A 16,583-nucleotide genomic window follows, 5' to 3' on the forward strand; every position below is an offset into this window, starting at 1 on the left:
GTATGAGCGTCATCCTGGAATTCTCGATTCCGAGTGAGGAGTTCACGCTCGGACGGGTACTCTCCGGGCCACCGAGGATGCACTGCGAACTCGAACGCATCGTCCCGACGGGCGATATGGTGATGCCGTTCGTGTGGGCGACCGGCGACGACCACGAGGGGTTCGCGGAGAGCATCCGTGACAACCCCGTGGTGAAGGAACTGCTCGTCCTCGATACGGTCGGGGAGAGCGGGCTGTATCGGATCGAGTGGACGGAGGAGCCGACGGACCTCATCGAAGGAATCGCCACCACCGACGCCGTCGTGTTGGAGGCGTACGGCAACGAGAACTGGAACTTCCGACTCCGGTTTCCCGACCACGACGCCCTCTCGGAGTTCCACACCTACCTCCTCGAGCACGACATTCCGTGCCACATCGACCGCACCTATACGCTGACGGAGACGGGAAAGGGTGGCTACCGGTTCGACCTCTCACAGGAACAGCGCGAGGCCCTCGTGCTCGCGCTCCAGCGTGGCTACTTCGCCACACCCAGCGAGATGATGCTGGACGAACTCGCCGACGAACTCGGCATCACCAGACAGGCCCTCTCGACCCGGATTCGCCGGGGCAACGAACAGGTGCTTCGGGCGGTGTTGCTCCCCTCGACCAGCGAGTTCGAATAAGGCGTGTCATGTACCAGTTTACCAGTCAACCCTATCATATATACCAGAACGTGATGTAACAAATGGTCGAAATGGCACCCTCAGACTTCGGCATATACGAAGCGCTCGTCCACCCATACCGCCGCCGTCTGCTGGTCGCCATGCTCGATGCCGACCGGCGCGATGCACCCTACCCCGATCCACTGGAATTCGCGCCCGACGCGGAGGAGGAACGGCATCGCATCGGCATGATCCACACCCACCTGCCGAAACTCGACGACATGGGCGTCATCCAGTGGGATCGGGAGACGGAGGAACTTTCGAAGGGTCCACGGTGGGACGATCTCGAACCGCTGCTCCGCTGGATGGACGAGAACCGGGACGAGTTGCCCGAGGGATGGCTGCCGGAGCCGACGGGCGACTGGACGCCTCCGAACGCACGCTCCGAGTCGTAGTCGCCCTCGCCGCCCGCGGCGCCTCATACGGCCGGCTGTAAGTCCGTACAGTTACAGCGGATAGTCTCAGTCGTCCGCGTCCGGGTCGACGACCCGCGACGTGTCCGCGTACTGGTTCCCCCGCATCACGTACTCGTCGGCGGCGATTTCGCCCATCTCCGCGTCGGGAATCTCCTTGACCACCTCGGCGGGCGTGCCCGCCACCAGCGTTCCGGGCGGCACGTCGGTCCCGCCGGTGACGACGCTCCCTGCGGCGACGACGGCACCCGCCCCGATGGTGGCGTCGTCGAGGACGATAGCGCCCATCCCGATCAGCGCCTCCTCCTCCACCGTCGCGGCGTGGACGATGGCGGTGTGCCCGACGGTGACGCGCGGGCCGAGGACGGCGTCCTCGTGGAGGACCGCGTTGTCCTGTACGTTCGACTCCGCGCCGACGACGATGGGGTGGTGGTCGCCGCGGAGCGTGGCGTTCGGCCAGACCGAGGCGTCGCGTTCGAGCGTCACGTCACCGATGACGACGGCGTCCTCGTCGACGTACGCGTCCTCGTGGACGGTGGGTTCGACTCCATCCACAGCTCTGAGTACCATGCAGGCGCGTTCGACGGGGGGAGATAAAGGCGTTGAGGGCGAGAGGCCAGTCAGCGGAAGCGGCCCAGCAGTTCGTAGTCGTGGTCCGGCGTGTACCGGCGGAACAGCAGGCTGTTGGCAAGCACCGAGACGCTGGAGAAGGCCATCGCGCCCGCGGCGAGGACGGGCTGGAGGAGCCCGAGCGACGCCAGCGGGATCATCGCGGTGTTGTAGCCGAGCGCCCACACGAGGTTCTGCTGGATCTTCGCCAGCGTCGCGTCGGAGATGCGGATGGCCTTCACCACGTCGAGCGGGTCGTTGCGCATCAGCGTCACGTCCGCCGCCTCGATGGCCACGTCCGTCCCCGAGCCGATAGCACAGCCGACGTACGCCACCACGAGCGCGGGGGCGTCGTTGACGCCGTCGCCGACCATCATCGCCCGTCGGCCCTCGTCCTGAATCGCCTCGACGGCGTCGGATTTGTCCTCCGGCAGGACTTCGGCGCGGACGTTGGCGGGATCGATACCCACCTGCTCGGCCACCGCGCGAGCGGTGCGCTCGTTGTCGCCGGTGAGCATCATCACGTCGAGACCGCGCGCCCGGAGCGCGCTCACGGCGTCTTTCGCGCTCTCTTTCACCGTGTCGGCGTCGGCGACGACACCGAGGAGTTTGCCTGCCGCTCGCGGCTGGTCGCCGCTCGCATCGCGATTCTCGCTTCGCTCCGAATCGCGCATCGCGACTAGCATCGCCGTCTTCCCCTCCGATTCGAGCCGTTCCATCGTCGCCGCGGCGGGCGAGGGGTCGATCCCCTCGTCCCGGAGGAGTTTCCGATTGCCGACGAGCACCTCGCTCCCCTCGACCGTCGCCCGGACGCCGTGGCCGGGGACGTTCTCGAAGTTCTCGGGGTCGCTCACCTCGATGCCCCGCGCTTTCGCGCCCTCGACGATGGCGCGGGCGAGGGGGTGTTCGCTCCCGTGTTCGGCCGTCGCGGCGAGGCGGAGCACGTCGTCTTCGGTCAGCCGGTCGGGCGCCGCCAACTGGCCGCCGTCGGTGGCGCCGCCGCCGTCCGTGATCGGGTTGTCGTCCGCATCGACGGAGCCTCCGGCTCCGTCTGTCCGTTGCGTCTCCGACGCAACGCTATCAAACACCACCACGTCCGTCAACTCCATCTCACCCTCGGTCAGCGTCCCCGTCTTGTCGAAGACGACCGTGTCCACGTCCTTCGCGCGTTCGAGGATGTCACCACCCTTGAACAGGACGCCGTTCTGCGCGCCGATGGTCGTCCCGACCATCGTCGCCGCGGGGGTCGCCAGCCCCAGCGCACAGGGACAGGCGATGAGGACGGCGGACGCGAACACGACGACGGCGAACTCGAACACCGAGACCGTCCCGCCGACGACGGCGGGGCCGCCCGCGACCAGTCCCCAGAGCGGGAGCCAGCCGACGAATCCAGCCAGCGCCTCGGGGAAAAGATACCAGACGGCGCCCCACAGGAGGGCGTTGACGATGACCGCGGGCACGAAGTACGCGGAGATGCGGTCCGCGAGATTCTGGATGTCGGGCTGGCGGGACTGGGCCTCTTTGACCGTCCGAACGATCTGCTGGAGCGCCGTGTCCGTGCCGACCCTCGTCGCCTCGACGACGAGGACGCCGTTCTCGTTGATCGTGGAGCCGACCACCTCGTCGCCCTCGCCTTTCTCGACGGGGACGGACTCGCCGGTGACCATCGACTCGTCGACGGCGCTCTGGCCCGAGACGACGACGCCGTCGGTCGGAACCTTCTCGCCGGGGCGGACCTTCATCCGGTCGCCCACCTCGACGTCTTCGAGCGGTACGTCCTCCTCACTGCCGTCCTCGCGGACGACGGTAGCCGTCTCGGCCTCCATCTCCAGCAGTTTGCGGAGCGCCTCGCCGGCCTGTCCCTTCGACCGGGCTTCGAGGTAGTTGCCCAGCGTGATGAACACGAGGATGAGCGCCGCCGTGTCGAAGTAGAGGCCGCCGGCTATCAGGCCGAGGAGAACGGCGACGGAGTAGACGTACGCCGTCGAGGAACCGAGCGCGATCAGCACGTCCATGTTGGCGCGGCCGTTCTTCACGACGGCCTTGTACGAGTTCTTGTAGAACGGCCAGCCGAGGACGGCCTGGACCGGCGTCGCGAGCAGGAACTCGGTCCAGCCGAACGCGACGCCGAAGACGCGGTCGGGAAGGACGTCACCCCCGAGCAGGAGCTTTTCGACGAGAAAGAGGAGAAGCGGCGCCGCCAGTGCCGCGCCGAAGAGCGTCAGGCGGCGCTGTCGACGGATCTCGGCCTCGCGGGCGGCTTCGCGGGCGTCGGGCGCCGACTCGCCATCTCCGCCCTCGTCGTCCGCCTCGCGGACCGGCGAGTAGCCCGCCTCCTCGATGGCGTCGTAGAGGGCGTCGACCGAGGTTGCCCCGGAGACGTAGGTGACTTGCGCCTCGTCGGTGGCGTAGTTCACCTCCGCGTCGACGACCCCGGGCGTGCCTTCGAGAGCCGTCTCGTTGGTGTCCGCGCAGTTCGCACACGACATGTCGGTGATGGCGATGGTCACGGACTCGGTGACGACACCGTAGCCCGCGTCCTCGACCGCCGCGACGAGGTCCCCGAGCGACACCGTCTCGGGATCGTACTCGACGGTCCCCTCGTCCGTGGCGAAGTTGACCGTCGCCTCTGACACGCCGTCGAGGGCCTCCAGCGCATCCCCGATCGTCGACGAGCAGTTGGCGCAGGACATGCCCGTGATGTCGAGGTGAATCGTGCGGGTACTCATGATACTCGCAACTAGGGGACCCACCTTTAGTTCGTTTGCGACTTCGAAATCGGCAGTCTGGCTCGATTCAGCTTTCGAATCGAAAGTGACGAGCGTGTCGTCACGCCTCCTCGGCAAGTCGCTGGTACCGCTCCTCGAACCGGCTTCGACACGACGGACAGCAGAAGTGATAGACGGTGTCGTCGATGCGCGCCGACTCGCCCTCGCTGTCGACGGTGTTGCCACACTCGACGCAGGTGACGGCGAACTCGGTGCCGTCGAGCGACGGGGTCCACTCGGCTTCGTCGACGAGCGTGACGGTGTACGCGGTCGTCGGCACGTCGTCGAGGAGGCTCTCGACCCACCGCCGGACGTTCGCGCCCTCGGCACGGCCGTAGAACCAGACCTTCCCCTCGGCGGTCACGAACACGTGTTCGACGCCGTCGGCGCCGGCGAGTCGGTCCCGGAGCGTGTCGACGACCTCGGGGGCGTTGTCGAACTGGACGAACATCGGGACGCCGGCGCGGAGATACTCGCGATTCACGTCGACGGTGAACCCCTCGACGATCCCCGCCTCCTGCAGTCGCGTCACGCGGTCGGAGACGGCCGGACCGGAGAGCCCCACCTTCTCGCCGATGGAACTGAACGACCGGCGCGCGTCTTCGGCCAGCAAGGAGAGTATCTCCATGTCCGTCTCGTCCAGATTGCGCATAGTCCTCCGTAGAAACCGCAGATACAATATCCTTCCCCGCCACTCACTTTCGAATCCAACGTCGATCGACCGCGGCCCTTCGGCGTCGAAACGACAACGCAAAAAGACGGTCGCCCCCAATCGACGACCGTATGTCGCAGACGATCACTGTCGACGGGATGTCCTGTGAACACTGTGAACGGACGGTCGAAGACGCGCTCGAAGCCGTCGACGGCGTCACCGCCGCGACCGCCGACCACGAGGCGGCATCCGTGACGGTCGAGGGAGAAGCGGACACCGAGACGCTCGTCGTCGCCGTCGAGGACGCGGGCTACGAGGCACCGGCGCGACCGACGCTGCCCGGTTCGGGCCGCTAGCCACAACCCCGTTAAACGAGCCGCGGCTATTCCGACACGGCGAGTTCTCTATGCCACTCGACCAGTTCTTCACGCGGATCGAGCAGTCGGCCGCTCCCGCTCGCGAGATACTGAAACCGATCCTGTCGGACCCGCGGGTGATCACCCTCTGGGCGCTCCTCGTCCTCATCTCGGTCGGCATCCTCTGGTGGGACGTTCGTGAGCGCAACCAGGCGTTGCCCTCGATGATGAAAGGCGTCTGGACGCTCGTCGTGTGCTACTCCGGGCCGTTCGGCCTGTTGCTCTACTGGTACGGCGGCCGCACGCAGATCAGTCACGACTCGCTGTGGCGGCGGGGCGTCCGCTCGACGGCTCACTGTTACTCCGGGTGTGGCGCCGGCGAAGTCGTCGGCGTCACGCTGGCACAGGGTATCCTCGCGCTCACGGTCGGCTGGGTCGCCGCCATCACCTTCGGCTTCGCGTACCTGTTCGGCTACGCGCTCACCGTCGGCCCGCTGATGCAGGAGGGCGTCGCCTTCAAGCAGGCGATGCTCGACGCCCTGTACAGCGAGACGCCGTCGATCACGATCATGGAGGTCGTCGCCATCGGGGCGGACCTCCTGCTGGCGTCGGGGACGCACATGGGCCAGCCGCTGTTCTGGATGGCGCTCGTGTTCTCCCTCTCGCTGGGCTTTCTCGCCGCCTTCCCCGTGAACGTCCTGCTCGTCCACGCGGGCGTCAAGGAGGGCATGAAGAATCCGGCCGAGATGGGAGGGCAAGGAGGCGCCTCGACCGCCGGCTGACGGCGACGTCAGTCTCCGCCGTCGACGGCGGTCAGGACGCGTTCGAACCGGTCCCGAACCTCGCCCGCGATGGAATCGAGTTGGGGGTTGTCGGCGACGCCGACGAGTCGCTCGGGATCGACGGCGCTCACCGTGACACTTCCGTCGTCGGCTTCGTAGACGATCACGTTGCAGGGGAGCAACGCCCCCAGTTCGAGTTCCTCCTCCATCCCCTCGTAGGCCAACTGGGGATTGCACGCGCCGAGAATCCGGTAGCGACGGTACTCCACGTCGAGTTTCTCCGCGAACGTTCCCTGCACGTCGATGTCACAGAGGACACCGAACCCCTCGTCTTGCAGCGCATCGACAGTCGTGTCGACGACGGCGTCGAACGGCGCGTCGACACTGATTTTCATTGTATAGGACATACTTCACAATATCGCTGTGCAGGCTAATAGCAGTTTCGCAGGGGGACGCCACGAAGGGCGAGTCCGCGAGCGCCCCCAACATCCATAGGTCGACAGGCGCCATGACCGGACGTGCCCTCCACGAACCGACTGGCCGGCGTCTACGCGTGGGTCACGGACCAGCGACAGGTCACGATTCTCGTCGCGATACTCGTCGCCCTGCCGACGGCGTACGCATTCCACGCGACGTTCGGCGGGGACACGACGGGCGGTGGCTTCCTACTCCTGATGACGCTCGCGGTCGGCGTCCCCACCGCGTACGACACGCACTGGCCGGCGTACGACCGGACGTGGCAGGCCGTCGGCTGGGTGTTCGCGGCCTGTGTCGTCGCCACCGTCGAGTTCGTCGGGCTCTACCTCGTCGGAACGGCGCTGGGACTCGCGCCGATACCCGCCGCCATCGGGGCGTTTCTCGTCACGTATCTCGGAACGTTCGCGTGGCTCGCGAGTCGATAGCGGCGTCGATGAACCGAGGCGACGGTGCCGAACACCTTTATCGCCGCAGGCGTCGAATCCGACGTATGACCGTAGACGTCGAGGTCCCGCCGCCGCCGGAACTGGAGCGAATCGACCCGAACGAGTACGAGGACGCCGACGTGGTCGGTGACACGGACTACAAACGCGACGAAATCGAGGCGTTGCTCCGCGACGGTGCGTGGGCGGAGGCGTTCACCGAGTGGGCGGCCGACACCGGTATGGACGAACGCGAGTTCGACATCGTCACCGACCTCGACATGCTCCGGCAGTTCGACTTCTTCTGGGACTCCTTCGCGGAGCGGGTCGGCTACCACGCGCCCGGTATCCCGGAAGACTGGAAGGAGCGGAACTACCACCCCGAACTCGACTCGTGGGGCACCGTCTCCTCCATCAACGCCAGCCTGACCGAACTCGGACAGATCGTCTGTGACGTGTTGCTCGACGAGTACATCGACTGGGAGACGGAGTACGAGGCGCCGGACGACCTTCCGGACTTCGAGTAGGCGGTCTACGCGTTCGTCGGGACGGAGAGCCGAACGATGCTGCCTCCGGCATCACTCTCGGCCACGTCGAACCGGCCGCCCGCCTTGGTGACGACCCAGTAGATCAGCCAGAGGCCGAGGCGCTCCGCGTGGTTCAGCGGCGTCTCACCGCCTTCGAGGACTTCTATCTCTTTCTCCGGGATACCCGGCCCCTCGTCTTCGACCTCGATGTCGACCCACCCGTCCGCCCGGGTTTCGATCCGAATCTCGACCGACGGAGCCGGCGACTCGTCGTGTTTGATGGCGTTCTCGACCGCCTCCTCGATAGCGGCCATCAGGCCAGTCACCCCGACCGGGACGGACTCCTCGGGGAGCGTGGCCGTGATTGTCGCCTCGGGGTAGCGGTCTTCGAAGATGTCGATCAGCCCGTTCACGTGAGCCGTCAGTTCGACCGGTACCCGTGCGGCGCCGGCCGCGGAGATGATACGCTCGGACTCCCGAACCGACTCCGCGAGACCCATGAGGTCGAGCGACGCGTTCCGGATCGTTTCGAGCGACGCTGGCTCCGCACCGTCCTCGAACTCCTCGCGGAGCAACGCCACGTGCCCCTCGATCACGTTCATCTTGTTTTTCAGGTTGTGACTGAGAACGCGGTTCAACACCTCCAGCCGACGTTCCCGGATCTTTCGGTCGGTGATTTCCGTCTGGAAGCCGACGAAGTTCGCGACGGCCCCGTCGTCGCCACGGACCGGTGAAATATCGAGCTTCTGCCAGATTCGCTCGCCGCGCTTGCGGTAGTTCACGATGTCGACCGACACCGGCCGTTCGGCGTCGATCCGCTCCCGGAGTCGCCGTCGCGTCTCCGGATCGGTGTCCGGCCCCTGCAGGAACCGGCAGTTCCGACCGAGCGCCTCCGAACGGTCGTAACCCGTGAGTTCCTCGAAGCGCTCGTTCACGTACACTATCGGGTTGTCGTCGCGGTCCGGGTCGGTGATCGTGATTCCCACTGGCGCCTCGTCCATCGCCCGTTCCCTCAGTCGGAGGTCGGCGACCGTCTCCTCGAGTTCCCTGGACCGCGCCTCTAGCTCCGCGGCGGTCCGGCGGCGTTCGACCAGATTCCCGATCCGGGTGCGGAGTTCCGCCGCCTCGACCGAGAGTTCGATCACGTCGTCGACGTACTCCCAGACGCCCGTCTCCGTCGCCAAATCGGTGTCGACGGGAACCAGTAGCACGAACGGACAGAAGACGTCGGTCGCGTCGCGTTCGGCTTGGATCCGGTCCGCGATCCGGTCGAACTCGGCGTGTCCGACGAGACAACAGTCGAACGTCGTCTCGAGGTCGCTGGGATCGTCCGTCACCTCGATACGGTAGTCGTCGAGCGTCTCCGCCACCAGGTCGTAGTGTCGTCCCGACTGCACGAACAGCAGGACCCGTGGCTCGTCGGCGGCGCTGTCGTGCCCGGCCAACCGGTCTGTATTCGTGTCGTGGGACATTCGTGGCGGAGTTAGCGTGCGTTCACACGGCTCGGAGCAGGATTTTAATCAGCCAGCCCTGATAGATAGATGATCCGATTTACATCAGCTCGGATAGATGAACGGGGTGCCGAGACTGACACCGTTCGACCCCGGCGCGCTACGACTCCATCCGTTCGACGAGGCGCTCTAGCTGAGCGGCCCGGTCGTCGAGGGCGGCGTCCCGAAGGCGACGTTCGCCCTCGGTCGGGCAGTGGAGGTCGGGCACGGGCGTCGGGTCGCCGTCGTCGTCGACGGCGACGAACGTGAAAAACGAGGACGTGGTGGCGTACTCGGTGTCCGTTTGGGGGTTCTCCGCACGCACCTCGACGGTCACGTCGAGGCTCGTGCGACCCGTCTCGTAGACGTACGCCTCGACGACGACCACCTCGCCGAGGTCGATGGGCCGCTTGAAGTCGACGTGTTCCATCGACGCCGTGACGACCCCCTCGTTGGCGAAGCGCATCGCCGCGATGGCGCCGCAGACATCCATCCAGTGCAGGACCACGCCACCGAGCGCTCGCCCGTGTGTGTTCGTATCGTTCGGGAGGACGATCTCGGTCGTCTCGGTGTGCGACTCCGCGAGCGTCGCCGTCTCGTCAGTCATGCCGGATGGGAGAATCCCGGACGTGAAAAGTGCCGCCTCTCGGGTCGCCACGGCGGCCGACCGGCGCAGCCCCTATCGCTCGTCGTCGAAGTCGTCGATCCGTTCGGGTTCGAACTCGTCCTCGTGGCGGCCGGCGCGGTCGAGGACGCCGTCGGAGACGGTGATGGGGCAGTCCACCCGGACTGCGAGGGCGATGGCGTCGCTCGGTCGCGCGTCGAAGACGAACTTTCGGGGCTCGCCGTTCTCGTACTGCTCCACGTCGACTTTGGCGTAGAAGGTGCCGTCCGCCAAGTCGTCGATGCGGATGCCGTCGACGGCACCGCCGAACTCGGTAAGCATCTCGACCAGCAAGTCGTGTGTGAGCGGTCGCTCGAACGGTTCGCCGGAGAGTCCGAGCTGGATCGCCCGTGCCTGATCGGCCGTGATGACGATGGGGAGGTACTCCTCGCGGGCAGCCAGCAGGACCGCCGGGACGTTCGAACCGTCCTCGCTCGTACCCACCCCGATGCCGGTCACCTCGGCGGTGTGCTCCATACGTGCCGTTTGGTGCGGGAAGTATGAATAGCTACGGGGCTTTCGTCTTCGACCGTCGCTCGACGCTACCGCCGCACGTACCACACGGCTCCGATGACGGCGAGGGCGACGAGGCCACCGAGGAAGAAGAGCAGTCCCGGCGGAAGCCCACCCGCCGCGTCCGCGGCCGTCGGCGCCGCTTCCGTACTCATGGTTCCCATGCCACCACCACCGCCGTCGGCGGCACCGCCGGTCTGCGCACCGAACGGAGGGCCGTCGACGTACCACTGCACGAGGAGGCTCACGACGCCGAGGATGCCGACGGCGCCGAGGAGGTTCTTGAGCGCGCTTTCGAGGCCCTGACTCTCCTCCTCACGCCCGGCGAAGACGACGAGCGGTCGGTCGGCGGGCGCGTACCGCTTCATCTCCCGCCCCTTCTCCGAGTAGACGGTGTCGGCCACTTCGATCAACCCCGCCTCTTTGAGGTTGCCGAGGTGGTACTGGGCGTTCTGGAGGGAGGTGTCCACCCGATCGGCGACGTTGGCTGGCGTGTCCGGTTCGTCGTGGAGGGTCGCGAGCACCTCTCGGGCCGTTTCGGAGGAGAGGGCCGACAACAGGTCGTCGGCGTCCTCGCTGTCGAGGCCGATGACGCGCGGATCGGCCTCCTCGTCCGCGGAGGTGTCGGGACGCGAGGGCAGCAAGTCTGCCATGTGCATCGCTACAGCATCACGGGGTACAAATCTTCCTCTCTCGACACCGGCAAAATGGTGGATCTAGACGTGCCGCTAAAAGCCTGAATCGCACGAATTCTGGCGTTTGAAACCGTGTCAACGGCTCACAGCGAAAACAGATAAGTGGATGGAGACCCTACATGTAATCGTAATGAGTACGCAGGAATCAGTCCGACAGCAGGCCGACACGGTAGAAGCCAGCGAAGCGCTCCGCCTCGAACAGGAGAAAGTCGAACAGCTCGTCGAGGCGCTCAACACCGACCTCGCCGCGACGTACGTCCTCTACCACCAGCTGAAAAAGCACCACTGGAACGTCGAGGGTGCGGAGTTCCTGAACATCCACGAGTACCTCGGTGAAGCCGCCGCGGACGCCGAGGAAGCGGCGGACGAACTCGCGGAGCGCGCGCAGGCGCTCGGCGGCGTCCCCCTCGCCGGCGGCAAGCGCCTCGAGGAGAACGCACCCGTCGAACCCGAGGGTGACGACGTGTACGACATCCGGACCTCGCTCCACAACGACATGGAGATGTACGGCGACATCATCGAGACGGTCCGCGACCACGTCGAACTCGCCGAGGGCCTCGGCGACCACGCCACCGCCGAGATGCTCCGCGAACAGCTCATCACCCTCGAAGAACACGCCCACCACCTCGAACACTACCTCGAAGACGACACGCTCGTCCTCGACAGCGCGACGAACTAAGTCATTCCTGCTGGAGGACGATTTCCAGCGCTGTTTCGCGTCCGTTTCAACCTCCAGCGACGCCTATTCGACGACCAGCACCCGGAGGTCGTTGACGTTCGTCCCCGTCGCGCCGGTGCTGACGATGGCGTCCCGACTCCCGAGGTAGCCGTAGGCGTCGCTGTTCCCGAGCGCCTGCCGGGCCGCCCGTACGTCGTCGACGGTGTCGCCGTCGACGACTGCCCCGGCGAAGTCGCTGCTGCCGTCGCGGCCGTCGGTGTCGACGCAAGCGAGCGTCGACGAGTCGGGGAGTTCGACGGCGGCCGCCAGCGCGAACTCGGCGTTCGGGCCGCCGACGCCGTCGCCCCGGACCGTCGCCGTCGCCTCCCCGCCCGAGAGGACGACCGCCGGCGCCTCGATTGGGTTGCCCGTCGCCTCTATCTCCTCCGCGACAGCGACGTGGGTCAGGGCGGCCTCGCGCGCCTCGCCCCGAACCGACGACGAGAGAATGCTGGTGTCGTAATCCCGCTCCTGCGCCACCTCGCGCGCGGCGTCGAGCGCGGTGAACCCGTCCGCGAGGATGTGGTTCGTCACCCGATCGAACACCTCGTCGCCGGGCCGTGGCGTCTCGGGGAGGTCGCCCGCGGCGCCGGCCTCCAGTCGCTTTCGCACCGCCGTCGGCGGATCGACACCGTACCGTTCGAGCGCGTCGAGCGCGTCGTCGTAGGTGGACTCGTCGGGCGCCGTCGGCCCGCTGGCGATCACGCTCAGGTCGTTGCCGACCACGTCGCTGAACACGAGGCTGACGACGGTGGCCGGAGCGGCGAGTTCCGCGAGTCCCCCGCCCTTGAGCGTCGAGAGGTGTTTGCGCACGGCGTTGAGGTCGCCAATCTCCGCGCCCGCGTCGAGGAGCGCGTCGGTCGTCCGCTGCAGGTCGTCGAGCGTGATTCCCTCCGCGGGGGCGGGAAGCAGGGCGCTCCCGCCGCCGGTGATGATGGCGAGGACGAGCGTCCGCTCGTCCGCCTCGGCGACGAGTTCGCGGATACGGTCGGTGCCGTCGACGCCGTCCTGACTGGGGACGGGGTGGTCGCCGTGCAGGCGTTCGATGCGCTCCCCCTCGCCGGGGTCGGGCGTGACGACGGCGCCGGCATCGATGCGGTCGCCGAGGACGCGCTCTAGGGCGTCGGCTACCCCGTCGGCCGCCTTCCCGCCGCCGACGGCGACGATCCGATCCACGTCCGACAGGTCGTATTCCGTCCCCGCGACGTGGAGTCGGTCGCCGTCGAGGCGAACCGACTCGTCGACGACGCGGTCGGGTCTGGCAGCGTCGATACCGGCCCGGACACACGCGAGCGCCGTCTCGCGCCTGCGGGTCGACGTCAGCGTGTCTTCATTCTCGATGGAGACCATACCCCGCCTCTCTCCGACAAGGGTAAAAAGCGTGCCCCAGTAGCGAGCGGTGATGGGAGAGTCCGCCACGTCGACCGGTCGGGAGGGACGCGTCAGGGTCGTGGGCACAGCCCACGTCTCCGAAGACAGCGTCCGAGAGGTCGAGGAAGTCATCGAGGCCGACCGGCCCGACGTGGTCGCCGTGGAACTCGACGAGGGGCGCTACCGCCAGATGCAGGGCGAGACGCCCGACGACATCGAACCCGGCGACCTCCTGCGCGGCAACACCGTCTTTCAGTTTCTCGCCTACTGGATGCTCTCGTACGTCCAGTCGCGACTGGGCGAGAAGTTCGACATCCAGCCCGGGGCCGATATGCTGGCCGCGGTGGAGAAGGCCGAATCACTGGATATCGACGTGGCGCTGGTCGACCGCGACATCCAGACGACGATCCAGCGGTTCTGGGCGCGGATGGGCGTGCTCGAAAAACTCCGTCTCGTCGGCGGCCTCGCGTTCGGTCTCACCGACGCCCGCGGTATCGGCCTCGCCCTCGGTGTCTTCGTCGGCGTCGTCGCCGGCCCGCTGCTCGGCCTGTTCGGCCCGGCACTCGGCCTCTCGACGCCGTTGCTGACTCGCGTCACCGGCGGCGTCCTCCTCACGCTCGGCGTCGGCTTCGTCGCCCACACAGTCGCGGACGTCGTCGACGCCTTCGACCCCGACGAGCGCCTGTTCGCCGCGGCGGGCGTTGGCCTCGCCGTCGGCCTGATCGGCGGCGTCGGCCTCGGTCTCGCGGACGGCGTCGTCACCTCGCTCGGCACGTTCGTCGTCCGCGTCGTCGGGAGCCTCACGCTCGGCCTCGTCGGCGGCGTGACCGTCGGCCTCGCCGCCGGCTTCCTCGCGGACCGCGCCGGCTACGGCGCCACCGCCGAGGAGGAGTTCGACGAGTTCGACATCGCCGAACTCACCGACGCCGACGTGGTGAGTGTCCTGATGGAGGAGTTCCGAACCTTCAGCCCCGCCGGGGCGCGCGCCCTGATCGACGAGCGCGACGCCTACATCGCGCACGAACTCGTCAAACTCCGTGACGCGGGCAACCACGTCGTCGCCGTCGTCGGCGCGGGACACCGGGAGGGGATCGAGGCGTATCTCGACGCACCGGAGACGCTCCCGCCACGGGAGACGCTCGTGGGCACCGACTCCGGCGGCGGGATTCCGTGGCTGAAAGCGGTGGGGGTGCTCGTCTCGCTCGGCTTCATCGCCTTCTTCGTCCTCCTCGCGATGGCGGGGGTCCGCGACGGCTTCCTCCTTCGCCTCTTTGCCGCGTGGTTCGTCGTCAACGGCGTCTTCGCGGCCGGCCTCGCCAGACTCGCGGGCGCCCGCTGGGACTCGACGCTCGTCGGCGGCCTCGTCGCGTGGATGACCTCGGTCAATCCCCTGCTCGCGCCGGGGTGGTTCACCGGCTACGTCGAACTCCGGCACACGTCGGTCAACGTGAGCGACATCTCGACGCTCAACGAACTCCTGAGCGACGAGGAGACGCCGATCCGCACGCTGATCGGCCAGATGTTCGACGTGCCGCTCTTTCGCCTCATCATGATCGTCGCCATGACCAACATCGGGAGCATGATCGCCAGCCTGCTCTTTGCCGTCTACATCCTCCCGCTCTTCGCGACGGAGATCGGCGGCGTCGAGGGGGTCTCCCGCCTCATGATCGAAGGAGCACGCAACAGCGCCGAACTCCTCTGGAGGACCGTCGCGTGAACCTGACGTTCAGTTCGCGCGAACTGCAGGATCTGGCCGTGGCGTGGATCGCCCTCGGCGTCGCCTTCGCCATCTTCTTCGCCGGCGGCGGGAGTCGCGCCCTCTCTATGCTCACCGACGAGGGACTGGTTCAGCCCCTCCTCGTCTCCCTTGTCACTGCCGGCCTCGGCTTCCTCCTGCACGAACTCGCACACAAGGTCGTGGCCGTCCGGTTCGACCAGATTGCCGAATTCCGCGCCGACTACGGCATGCTCTTTCTGGCGATCATGAGCGCCCTCGTCGGCTTCCTCTTTGCCGCACCGGGCGCTGTCCACCACCGCGGCCGAATCACGGCGCGCGAACACGGCCTGATCGCCCTCGCCGGGCCGGTCACGAACGGCCTCCTCGCACTCGTGTTCGCGCCGGTGTACGTCGTCGGCCTCGTCGTCGGGTCGCCGCTCCTCGCGCTGATCGGCGGGCGCGGCGTCGCCATCAACCTCTTTCTGGCGGCGTTCAACCTCGTCCCGTTCGGGGCGCTCGACGGGAAGACCGTCCTCGGCTGGAGCAAAGTGGTCTTCGTCGTCTCGTTCGTCCCCGCGGCCGTCGTCACGGTGTTCGTCGTGTTCGTCCTCGGTATCGGCTTCTGAGTCACCGAACGACCGTCACCGCCGCGTCCGCCCGGCGGAGGACCCGTTCGGCGACACTCCCGAGAACGAGCCGTGAGAGGCCTTCGCGGCCGTGACTGCCGATGACGACGTGGTCGATATCGTGCTCGTCGACGTACCGGACGATCTCACGGGCCGGAGCGCCGACGGCCACCTCGGTTCGGAGACCGGCACCGGCGTCGCCCGCCCGGTCACGTGCCTGGTCGAACAGCACCTCGGTCGCCTCTTGCTGTGCCTCGTACCACGCCTCGCCGCCGCCCGGGCCGCGCATCTCCGACTCGTAGACGGCGTCGATAGGATCGATCACGTGCAGGACCGTCAGTTCCGCGTCGGGCCACTCGTCGAGCGCGTGATCGAGAGCCCGCATCGCGAGCGGCGAGCCGTCGAGCGGGACGAGTACGCGTGTCATACCACGCCGTTGGGCACGGTCCACCATATAGCCAGGCGCCAACGCTACGGGGGGCCGGGGAGTACGCCGTCGTATGCTGAAACGATTGCTCGGCGACGAGGTGACCGAACACGGTCGCTATCTCCCCGAAATCATCTACGGCGCCAACGACGGCATCGTGACGACGTTCGCCGTCGTCGCGGGCGTGGCTGGCGCCGCGCTCGACCCCGCAATCGTCCTCGTCCTCGGCGCCGCGAACCTCTTCGCCGACGGCTTCTCGATGGGCATGAGCAACTTCCTGAGTCGACGCTCCGAGGAGGACTACCACTCCGCGCAGGGGACGGAGACGGGCGACGGCGACAAACCCCCGGCGGCGACGGCGCTCGTCACCTTCGGGGCGTTCGTCGTCGCTGGCGGCTTCCCGCTCCTTCCCTACCTCGCCGTCGTGCGCCCGCTCTTCCCCGCCTCGGTGGTCGTCACCGGCCTCGCCTTCTTTCTCGTGGGTGCGAGCCGCTCCTTGGTAACCGAACGGGGATGGCTCGTCAACGGCGCGGAGATGTTCGCCGTCGGAATGACCGCCGCGACGGTGGCGTACGTCGTCGGGAATCTGCTCGGATCGGTCGCCTGAGACGACAGCCGACAACACGAGTTCCGAAGGCTTTTGCTGACTGACCGG

At 67.2% G+C, this 16,583-nt stretch carries 20 protein-coding genes; 10 read left to right on the forward strand and 10 right to left on the reverse strand.

All coding sequences use genetic code 11. The features are described 5' to 3' along the window. Nucleotides 1-2 precede the first annotated feature (2 nt). Nucleotides 3-662 carry a bacterio-opsin activator domain-containing protein gene (locus DU502_RS12845; protein ID WP_121920443.1) on the forward strand — a complete coding sequence of 220 codons (660 nt, stop codon included), beginning with the start codon at nt 3-5 and terminating at the stop codon, nt 660-662. A 71-nt stretch (nt 663-733) separates the two neighbouring features. Continuing rightward, the gene (locus DU502_RS12850) at nt 734-1,096 is read left to right on the forward strand and encodes a DUF7344 domain-containing protein (protein WP_124897082.1); all 363 of its coding nucleotides are present in this window, start codon (nt 734-736) and stop codon (nt 1,094-1,096) included. Nucleotides 1,097-1,162: 66 nt separating this feature from the next. Here DU502_RS12850 and DU502_RS18905 read toward each other — a convergent pair whose 3' ends face one another. The 3 genes from DU502_RS18905 to DU502_RS12865 all read right to left on the reverse strand — a co-directional run bounded on the left by DU502_RS18905 (nt 1,163) and on the right by DU502_RS12865 (nt 5,143). After that, entirely contained in the window at nt 1,163-1,684 is a 522-nt protein-coding gene (locus DU502_RS18905) for a gamma carbonic anhydrase family protein (RefSeq protein ID WP_121920441.1), read from the reverse strand. A 50-nt stretch (nt 1,685-1,734) separates the two neighbouring features. Next, nucleotides 1,735-4,452, reverse strand: a complete 2,718-nt coding sequence (locus tag DU502_RS12860; protein WP_121920440.1) for a heavy metal translocating P-type ATPase — start codon at nt 4,450-4,452, stop codon at nt 1,735-1,737. 100 nt (nt 4,453-4,552) lie between these two features. Then, a complete protein-coding gene (locus DU502_RS12865; protein ID WP_121920439.1) occupies nt 4,553-5,143 on the reverse strand; it encodes an AsnC family transcriptional regulator in 591 nt (196 codons plus the stop codon). A 131-nt stretch (nt 5,144-5,274) separates the two neighbouring features. On the opposite strand from DU502_RS12865, the gene DU502_RS12870 reads away from it, so the two are divergent. Together DU502_RS12870 and DU502_RS12875 are read left to right on the forward strand one after the other, a co-directional pair. After that, a complete protein-coding gene (locus tag DU502_RS12870; RefSeq protein ID WP_121920438.1) occupies nt 5,275-5,499 on the forward strand; it encodes a heavy-metal-associated domain-containing protein in 225 nt (74 codons plus the stop codon). A gap of 50 nt (nt 5,500-5,549) precedes the next feature. Then, a complete protein-coding gene (locus tag DU502_RS12875; protein ID WP_121920437.1) occupies nt 5,550-6,281 on the forward strand; it encodes a DUF4396 domain-containing protein in 732 nt (243 codons plus the stop codon). Nucleotides 6,282-6,289: 8 nt separating this feature from the next. Here the strand turns inward: DU502_RS12875 and DU502_RS12880 are convergent, their stop codons facing one another. Further along, nucleotides 6,290-6,688 (reverse strand): DUF302 domain-containing protein, encoded by a 399-nt coding sequence (locus tag DU502_RS12880; RefSeq protein ID WP_121920436.1) that lies wholly within the window; start codon nt 6,686-6,688, stop codon nt 6,290-6,292. 111 nt (nt 6,689-6,799) lie between these two features. Between DU502_RS12880 and DU502_RS12885 the strand changes: the two genes are divergently transcribed. Together DU502_RS12885 and DU502_RS12890 are read left to right on the forward strand one after the other, a co-directional pair. Then, nucleotides 6,800-7,183 carry a hypothetical protein gene (locus tag DU502_RS12885; RefSeq protein ID WP_121920435.1) on the forward strand — a complete coding sequence of 128 codons (384 nt, stop codon included), beginning with the start codon at nt 6,800-6,802 and terminating at the stop codon, nt 7,181-7,183. A 65-nt stretch (nt 7,184-7,248) separates the two neighbouring features. After that, a complete protein-coding gene (locus tag DU502_RS12890; RefSeq protein ID WP_121920434.1) occupies nt 7,249-7,707 on the forward strand; it encodes a hypothetical protein in 459 nt (152 codons plus the stop codon). A gap of 5 nt (nt 7,708-7,712) precedes the next feature. Here the strand turns inward: DU502_RS12890 and DU502_RS12895 are convergent, their stop codons facing one another. The 4 genes from DU502_RS12895 to DU502_RS12910 form a co-directional block, all read right to left on the reverse strand. Continuing rightward, a complete protein-coding gene (locus tag DU502_RS12895; RefSeq protein ID WP_121920433.1) occupies nt 7,713-9,179 on the reverse strand; it encodes a PAS domain-containing protein in 1,467 nt (488 codons plus the stop codon). 139 nt (nt 9,180-9,318) lie between these two features. Beyond that, entirely contained in the window at nt 9,319-9,804 is a 486-nt protein-coding gene (locus DU502_RS12900; RefSeq protein ID WP_121920432.1) for an acyl-CoA thioesterase, read from the reverse strand. Between the two features lie 72 nt (nt 9,805-9,876). Beyond that, complete coding sequence (locus DU502_RS12905; protein WP_121920431.1) at nt 9,877-10,338, reverse strand: bifunctional nuclease family protein; 462 nt, start codon at nt 10,336-10,338, stop codon at nt 9,877-9,879. Nucleotides 10,339-10,403: 65 nt separating this feature from the next. Then, nucleotides 10,404-11,027: an ArsR/SmtB family transcription factor gene (locus tag DU502_RS12910; protein ID WP_121920430.1), complete on the reverse strand. Its 624-nt coding sequence runs from the start codon at nt 11,025-11,027 to the stop codon at nt 10,404-10,406. 172 nt (nt 11,028-11,199) lie between these two features. Here DU502_RS12910 and dpsA point away from each other — a divergent pair, with 172 nt between their 5' ends. Beyond that, entirely contained in the window at nt 11,200-11,748 is a 549-nt protein-coding gene (gene dpsA, locus DU502_RS12915) for a DNA starvation/stationary phase protection protein DpsA (RefSeq protein WP_121920429.1), read from the forward strand. A gap of 63 nt (nt 11,749-11,811) precedes the next feature. Here the strand turns inward: dpsA and DU502_RS12920 are convergent, their stop codons facing one another. Beyond that, nucleotides 11,812-13,128: a glycerate kinase type-2 family protein gene (locus tag DU502_RS12920; RefSeq protein ID WP_394338931.1), complete on the reverse strand. Its 1,317-nt coding sequence runs from the start codon at nt 13,126-13,128 to the stop codon at nt 11,812-11,814. A gap of 61 nt (nt 13,129-13,189) precedes the next feature. On the opposite strand from DU502_RS12920, the gene DU502_RS12925 reads away from it, so the two are divergent. Both DU502_RS12925 and DU502_RS12930 read left to right on the forward strand, forming a co-directional pair. Beyond that, the gene (locus tag DU502_RS12925; protein WP_121920427.1) at nt 13,190-14,875 is read left to right on the forward strand and encodes a TraB/GumN family protein; all 1,686 of its coding nucleotides are present in this window, start codon (nt 13,190-13,192) and stop codon (nt 14,873-14,875) included. Next, nucleotides 14,872-15,501 (forward strand): zinc metalloprotease, encoded by a 630-nt coding sequence (locus DU502_RS12930; RefSeq protein ID WP_121920426.1) that lies wholly within the window; start codon nt 14,872-14,874, stop codon nt 15,499-15,501. The genes DU502_RS12925 and DU502_RS12930 overlap by 4 nt, the downstream gene beginning before the upstream one ends. Nucleotide 15,502: 1 nt before the next feature. Here the strand turns inward: DU502_RS12930 and DU502_RS12935 are convergent, their stop codons facing one another. Next, on the reverse strand, nt 15,503-15,928 hold the full coding sequence (locus tag DU502_RS12935) for a universal stress protein (RefSeq protein ID WP_121920425.1): 426 nt from the start codon (nt 15,926-15,928) through the stop codon (nt 15,503-15,505). Nucleotides 15,929-16,001: 73 nt separating this feature from the next. On the opposite strand from DU502_RS12935, the gene DU502_RS12940 reads away from it, so the two are divergent. Continuing rightward, nucleotides 16,002-16,535: a VIT1/CCC1 transporter family protein gene (locus tag DU502_RS12940; RefSeq protein WP_121920424.1), complete on the forward strand. Its 534-nt coding sequence runs from the start codon at nt 16,002-16,004 to the stop codon at nt 16,533-16,535. Nucleotides 16,536-16,583: the final 48 nt, after the last annotated feature.

This window comes from Haloplanus aerogenes (assembly GCF_003856835.1).
Lineage (GTDB): Archaea > Halobacteriota > Halobacteria > Halobacteriales > Haloferacaceae > Haloplanus > Haloplanus aerogenes.

Coding starts and splice junctions, on each gene's coding strand:
- dpsA (WP_121920429.1), top strand. CDS start 11,200: ATGAGTACGCAGGAATCAGTCCGACAGCAGGCCGACACGGTAGAAGCC.
- DU502_RS12905 (WP_121920431.1), bottom strand. CDS start 10,338: ATGGAGCACACCGCCGAGGTGACCGGCATCGGGGTGGGTACGAGCGAG.
- DU502_RS12935 (WP_121920425.1), bottom strand. CDS start 15,928: ATGACACGCGTACTCGTCCCGCTCGACGGCTCGCCGCTCGCGATGCGG.
- DU502_RS12850 (WP_124897082.1), top strand. CDS start 734: ATGGCACCCTCAGACTTCGGCATATACGAAGCGCTCGTCCACCCATAC.
- DU502_RS12895 (WP_121920433.1), bottom strand. CDS start 9,179: ATGTCCCACGACACGAATACAGACCGGTTGGCCGGGCACGACAGCGCC.
- DU502_RS12875 (WP_121920437.1), top strand. CDS start 5,550: ATGCCACTCGACCAGTTCTTCACGCGGATCGAGCAGTCGGCCGCTCCC.
- DU502_RS12860 (WP_121920440.1), bottom strand. CDS start 4,452: ATGAGTACCCGCACGATTCACCTCGACATCACGGGCATGTCCTGCGCC.
- DU502_RS12865 (WP_121920439.1), bottom strand. CDS start 5,143: ATGCGCAATCTGGACGAGACGGACATGGAGATACTCTCCTTGCTGGCC.
- DU502_RS12940 (WP_121920424.1), top strand. CDS start 16,002: ATGCTGAAACGATTGCTCGGCGACGAGGTGACCGAACACGGTCGCTAT.
- DU502_RS12910 (WP_121920430.1), bottom strand. CDS start 11,027: ATGGCAGACTTGCTGCCCTCGCGTCCCGACACCTCCGCGGACGAGGAG.
- DU502_RS12880 (WP_121920436.1), bottom strand. CDS start 6,688: ATGTCCTATACAATGAAAATCAGTGTCGACGCGCCGTTCGACGCCGTC.
- DU502_RS12870 (WP_121920438.1), top strand. CDS start 5,275: ATGTCGCAGACGATCACTGTCGACGGGATGTCCTGTGAACACTGTGAA.
- DU502_RS12845 (WP_121920443.1), top strand. CDS start 3: ATGAGCGTCATCCTGGAATTCTCGATTCCGAGTGAGGAGTTCACGCTC.
- DU502_RS12890 (WP_121920434.1), top strand. CDS start 7,249: ATGACCGTAGACGTCGAGGTCCCGCCGCCGCCGGAACTGGAGCGAATC.
- DU502_RS12925 (WP_121920427.1), top strand. CDS start 13,190: ATGGGAGAGTCCGCCACGTCGACCGGTCGGGAGGGACGCGTCAGGGTC.
- DU502_RS18905 (WP_121920441.1), bottom strand. CDS start 1,684: ATGGTACTCAGAGCTGTGGATGGAGTCGAACCCACCGTCCACGAGGAC.
- DU502_RS12900 (WP_121920432.1), bottom strand. CDS start 9,804: ATGACTGACGAGACGGCGACGCTCGCGGAGTCGCACACCGAGACGACC.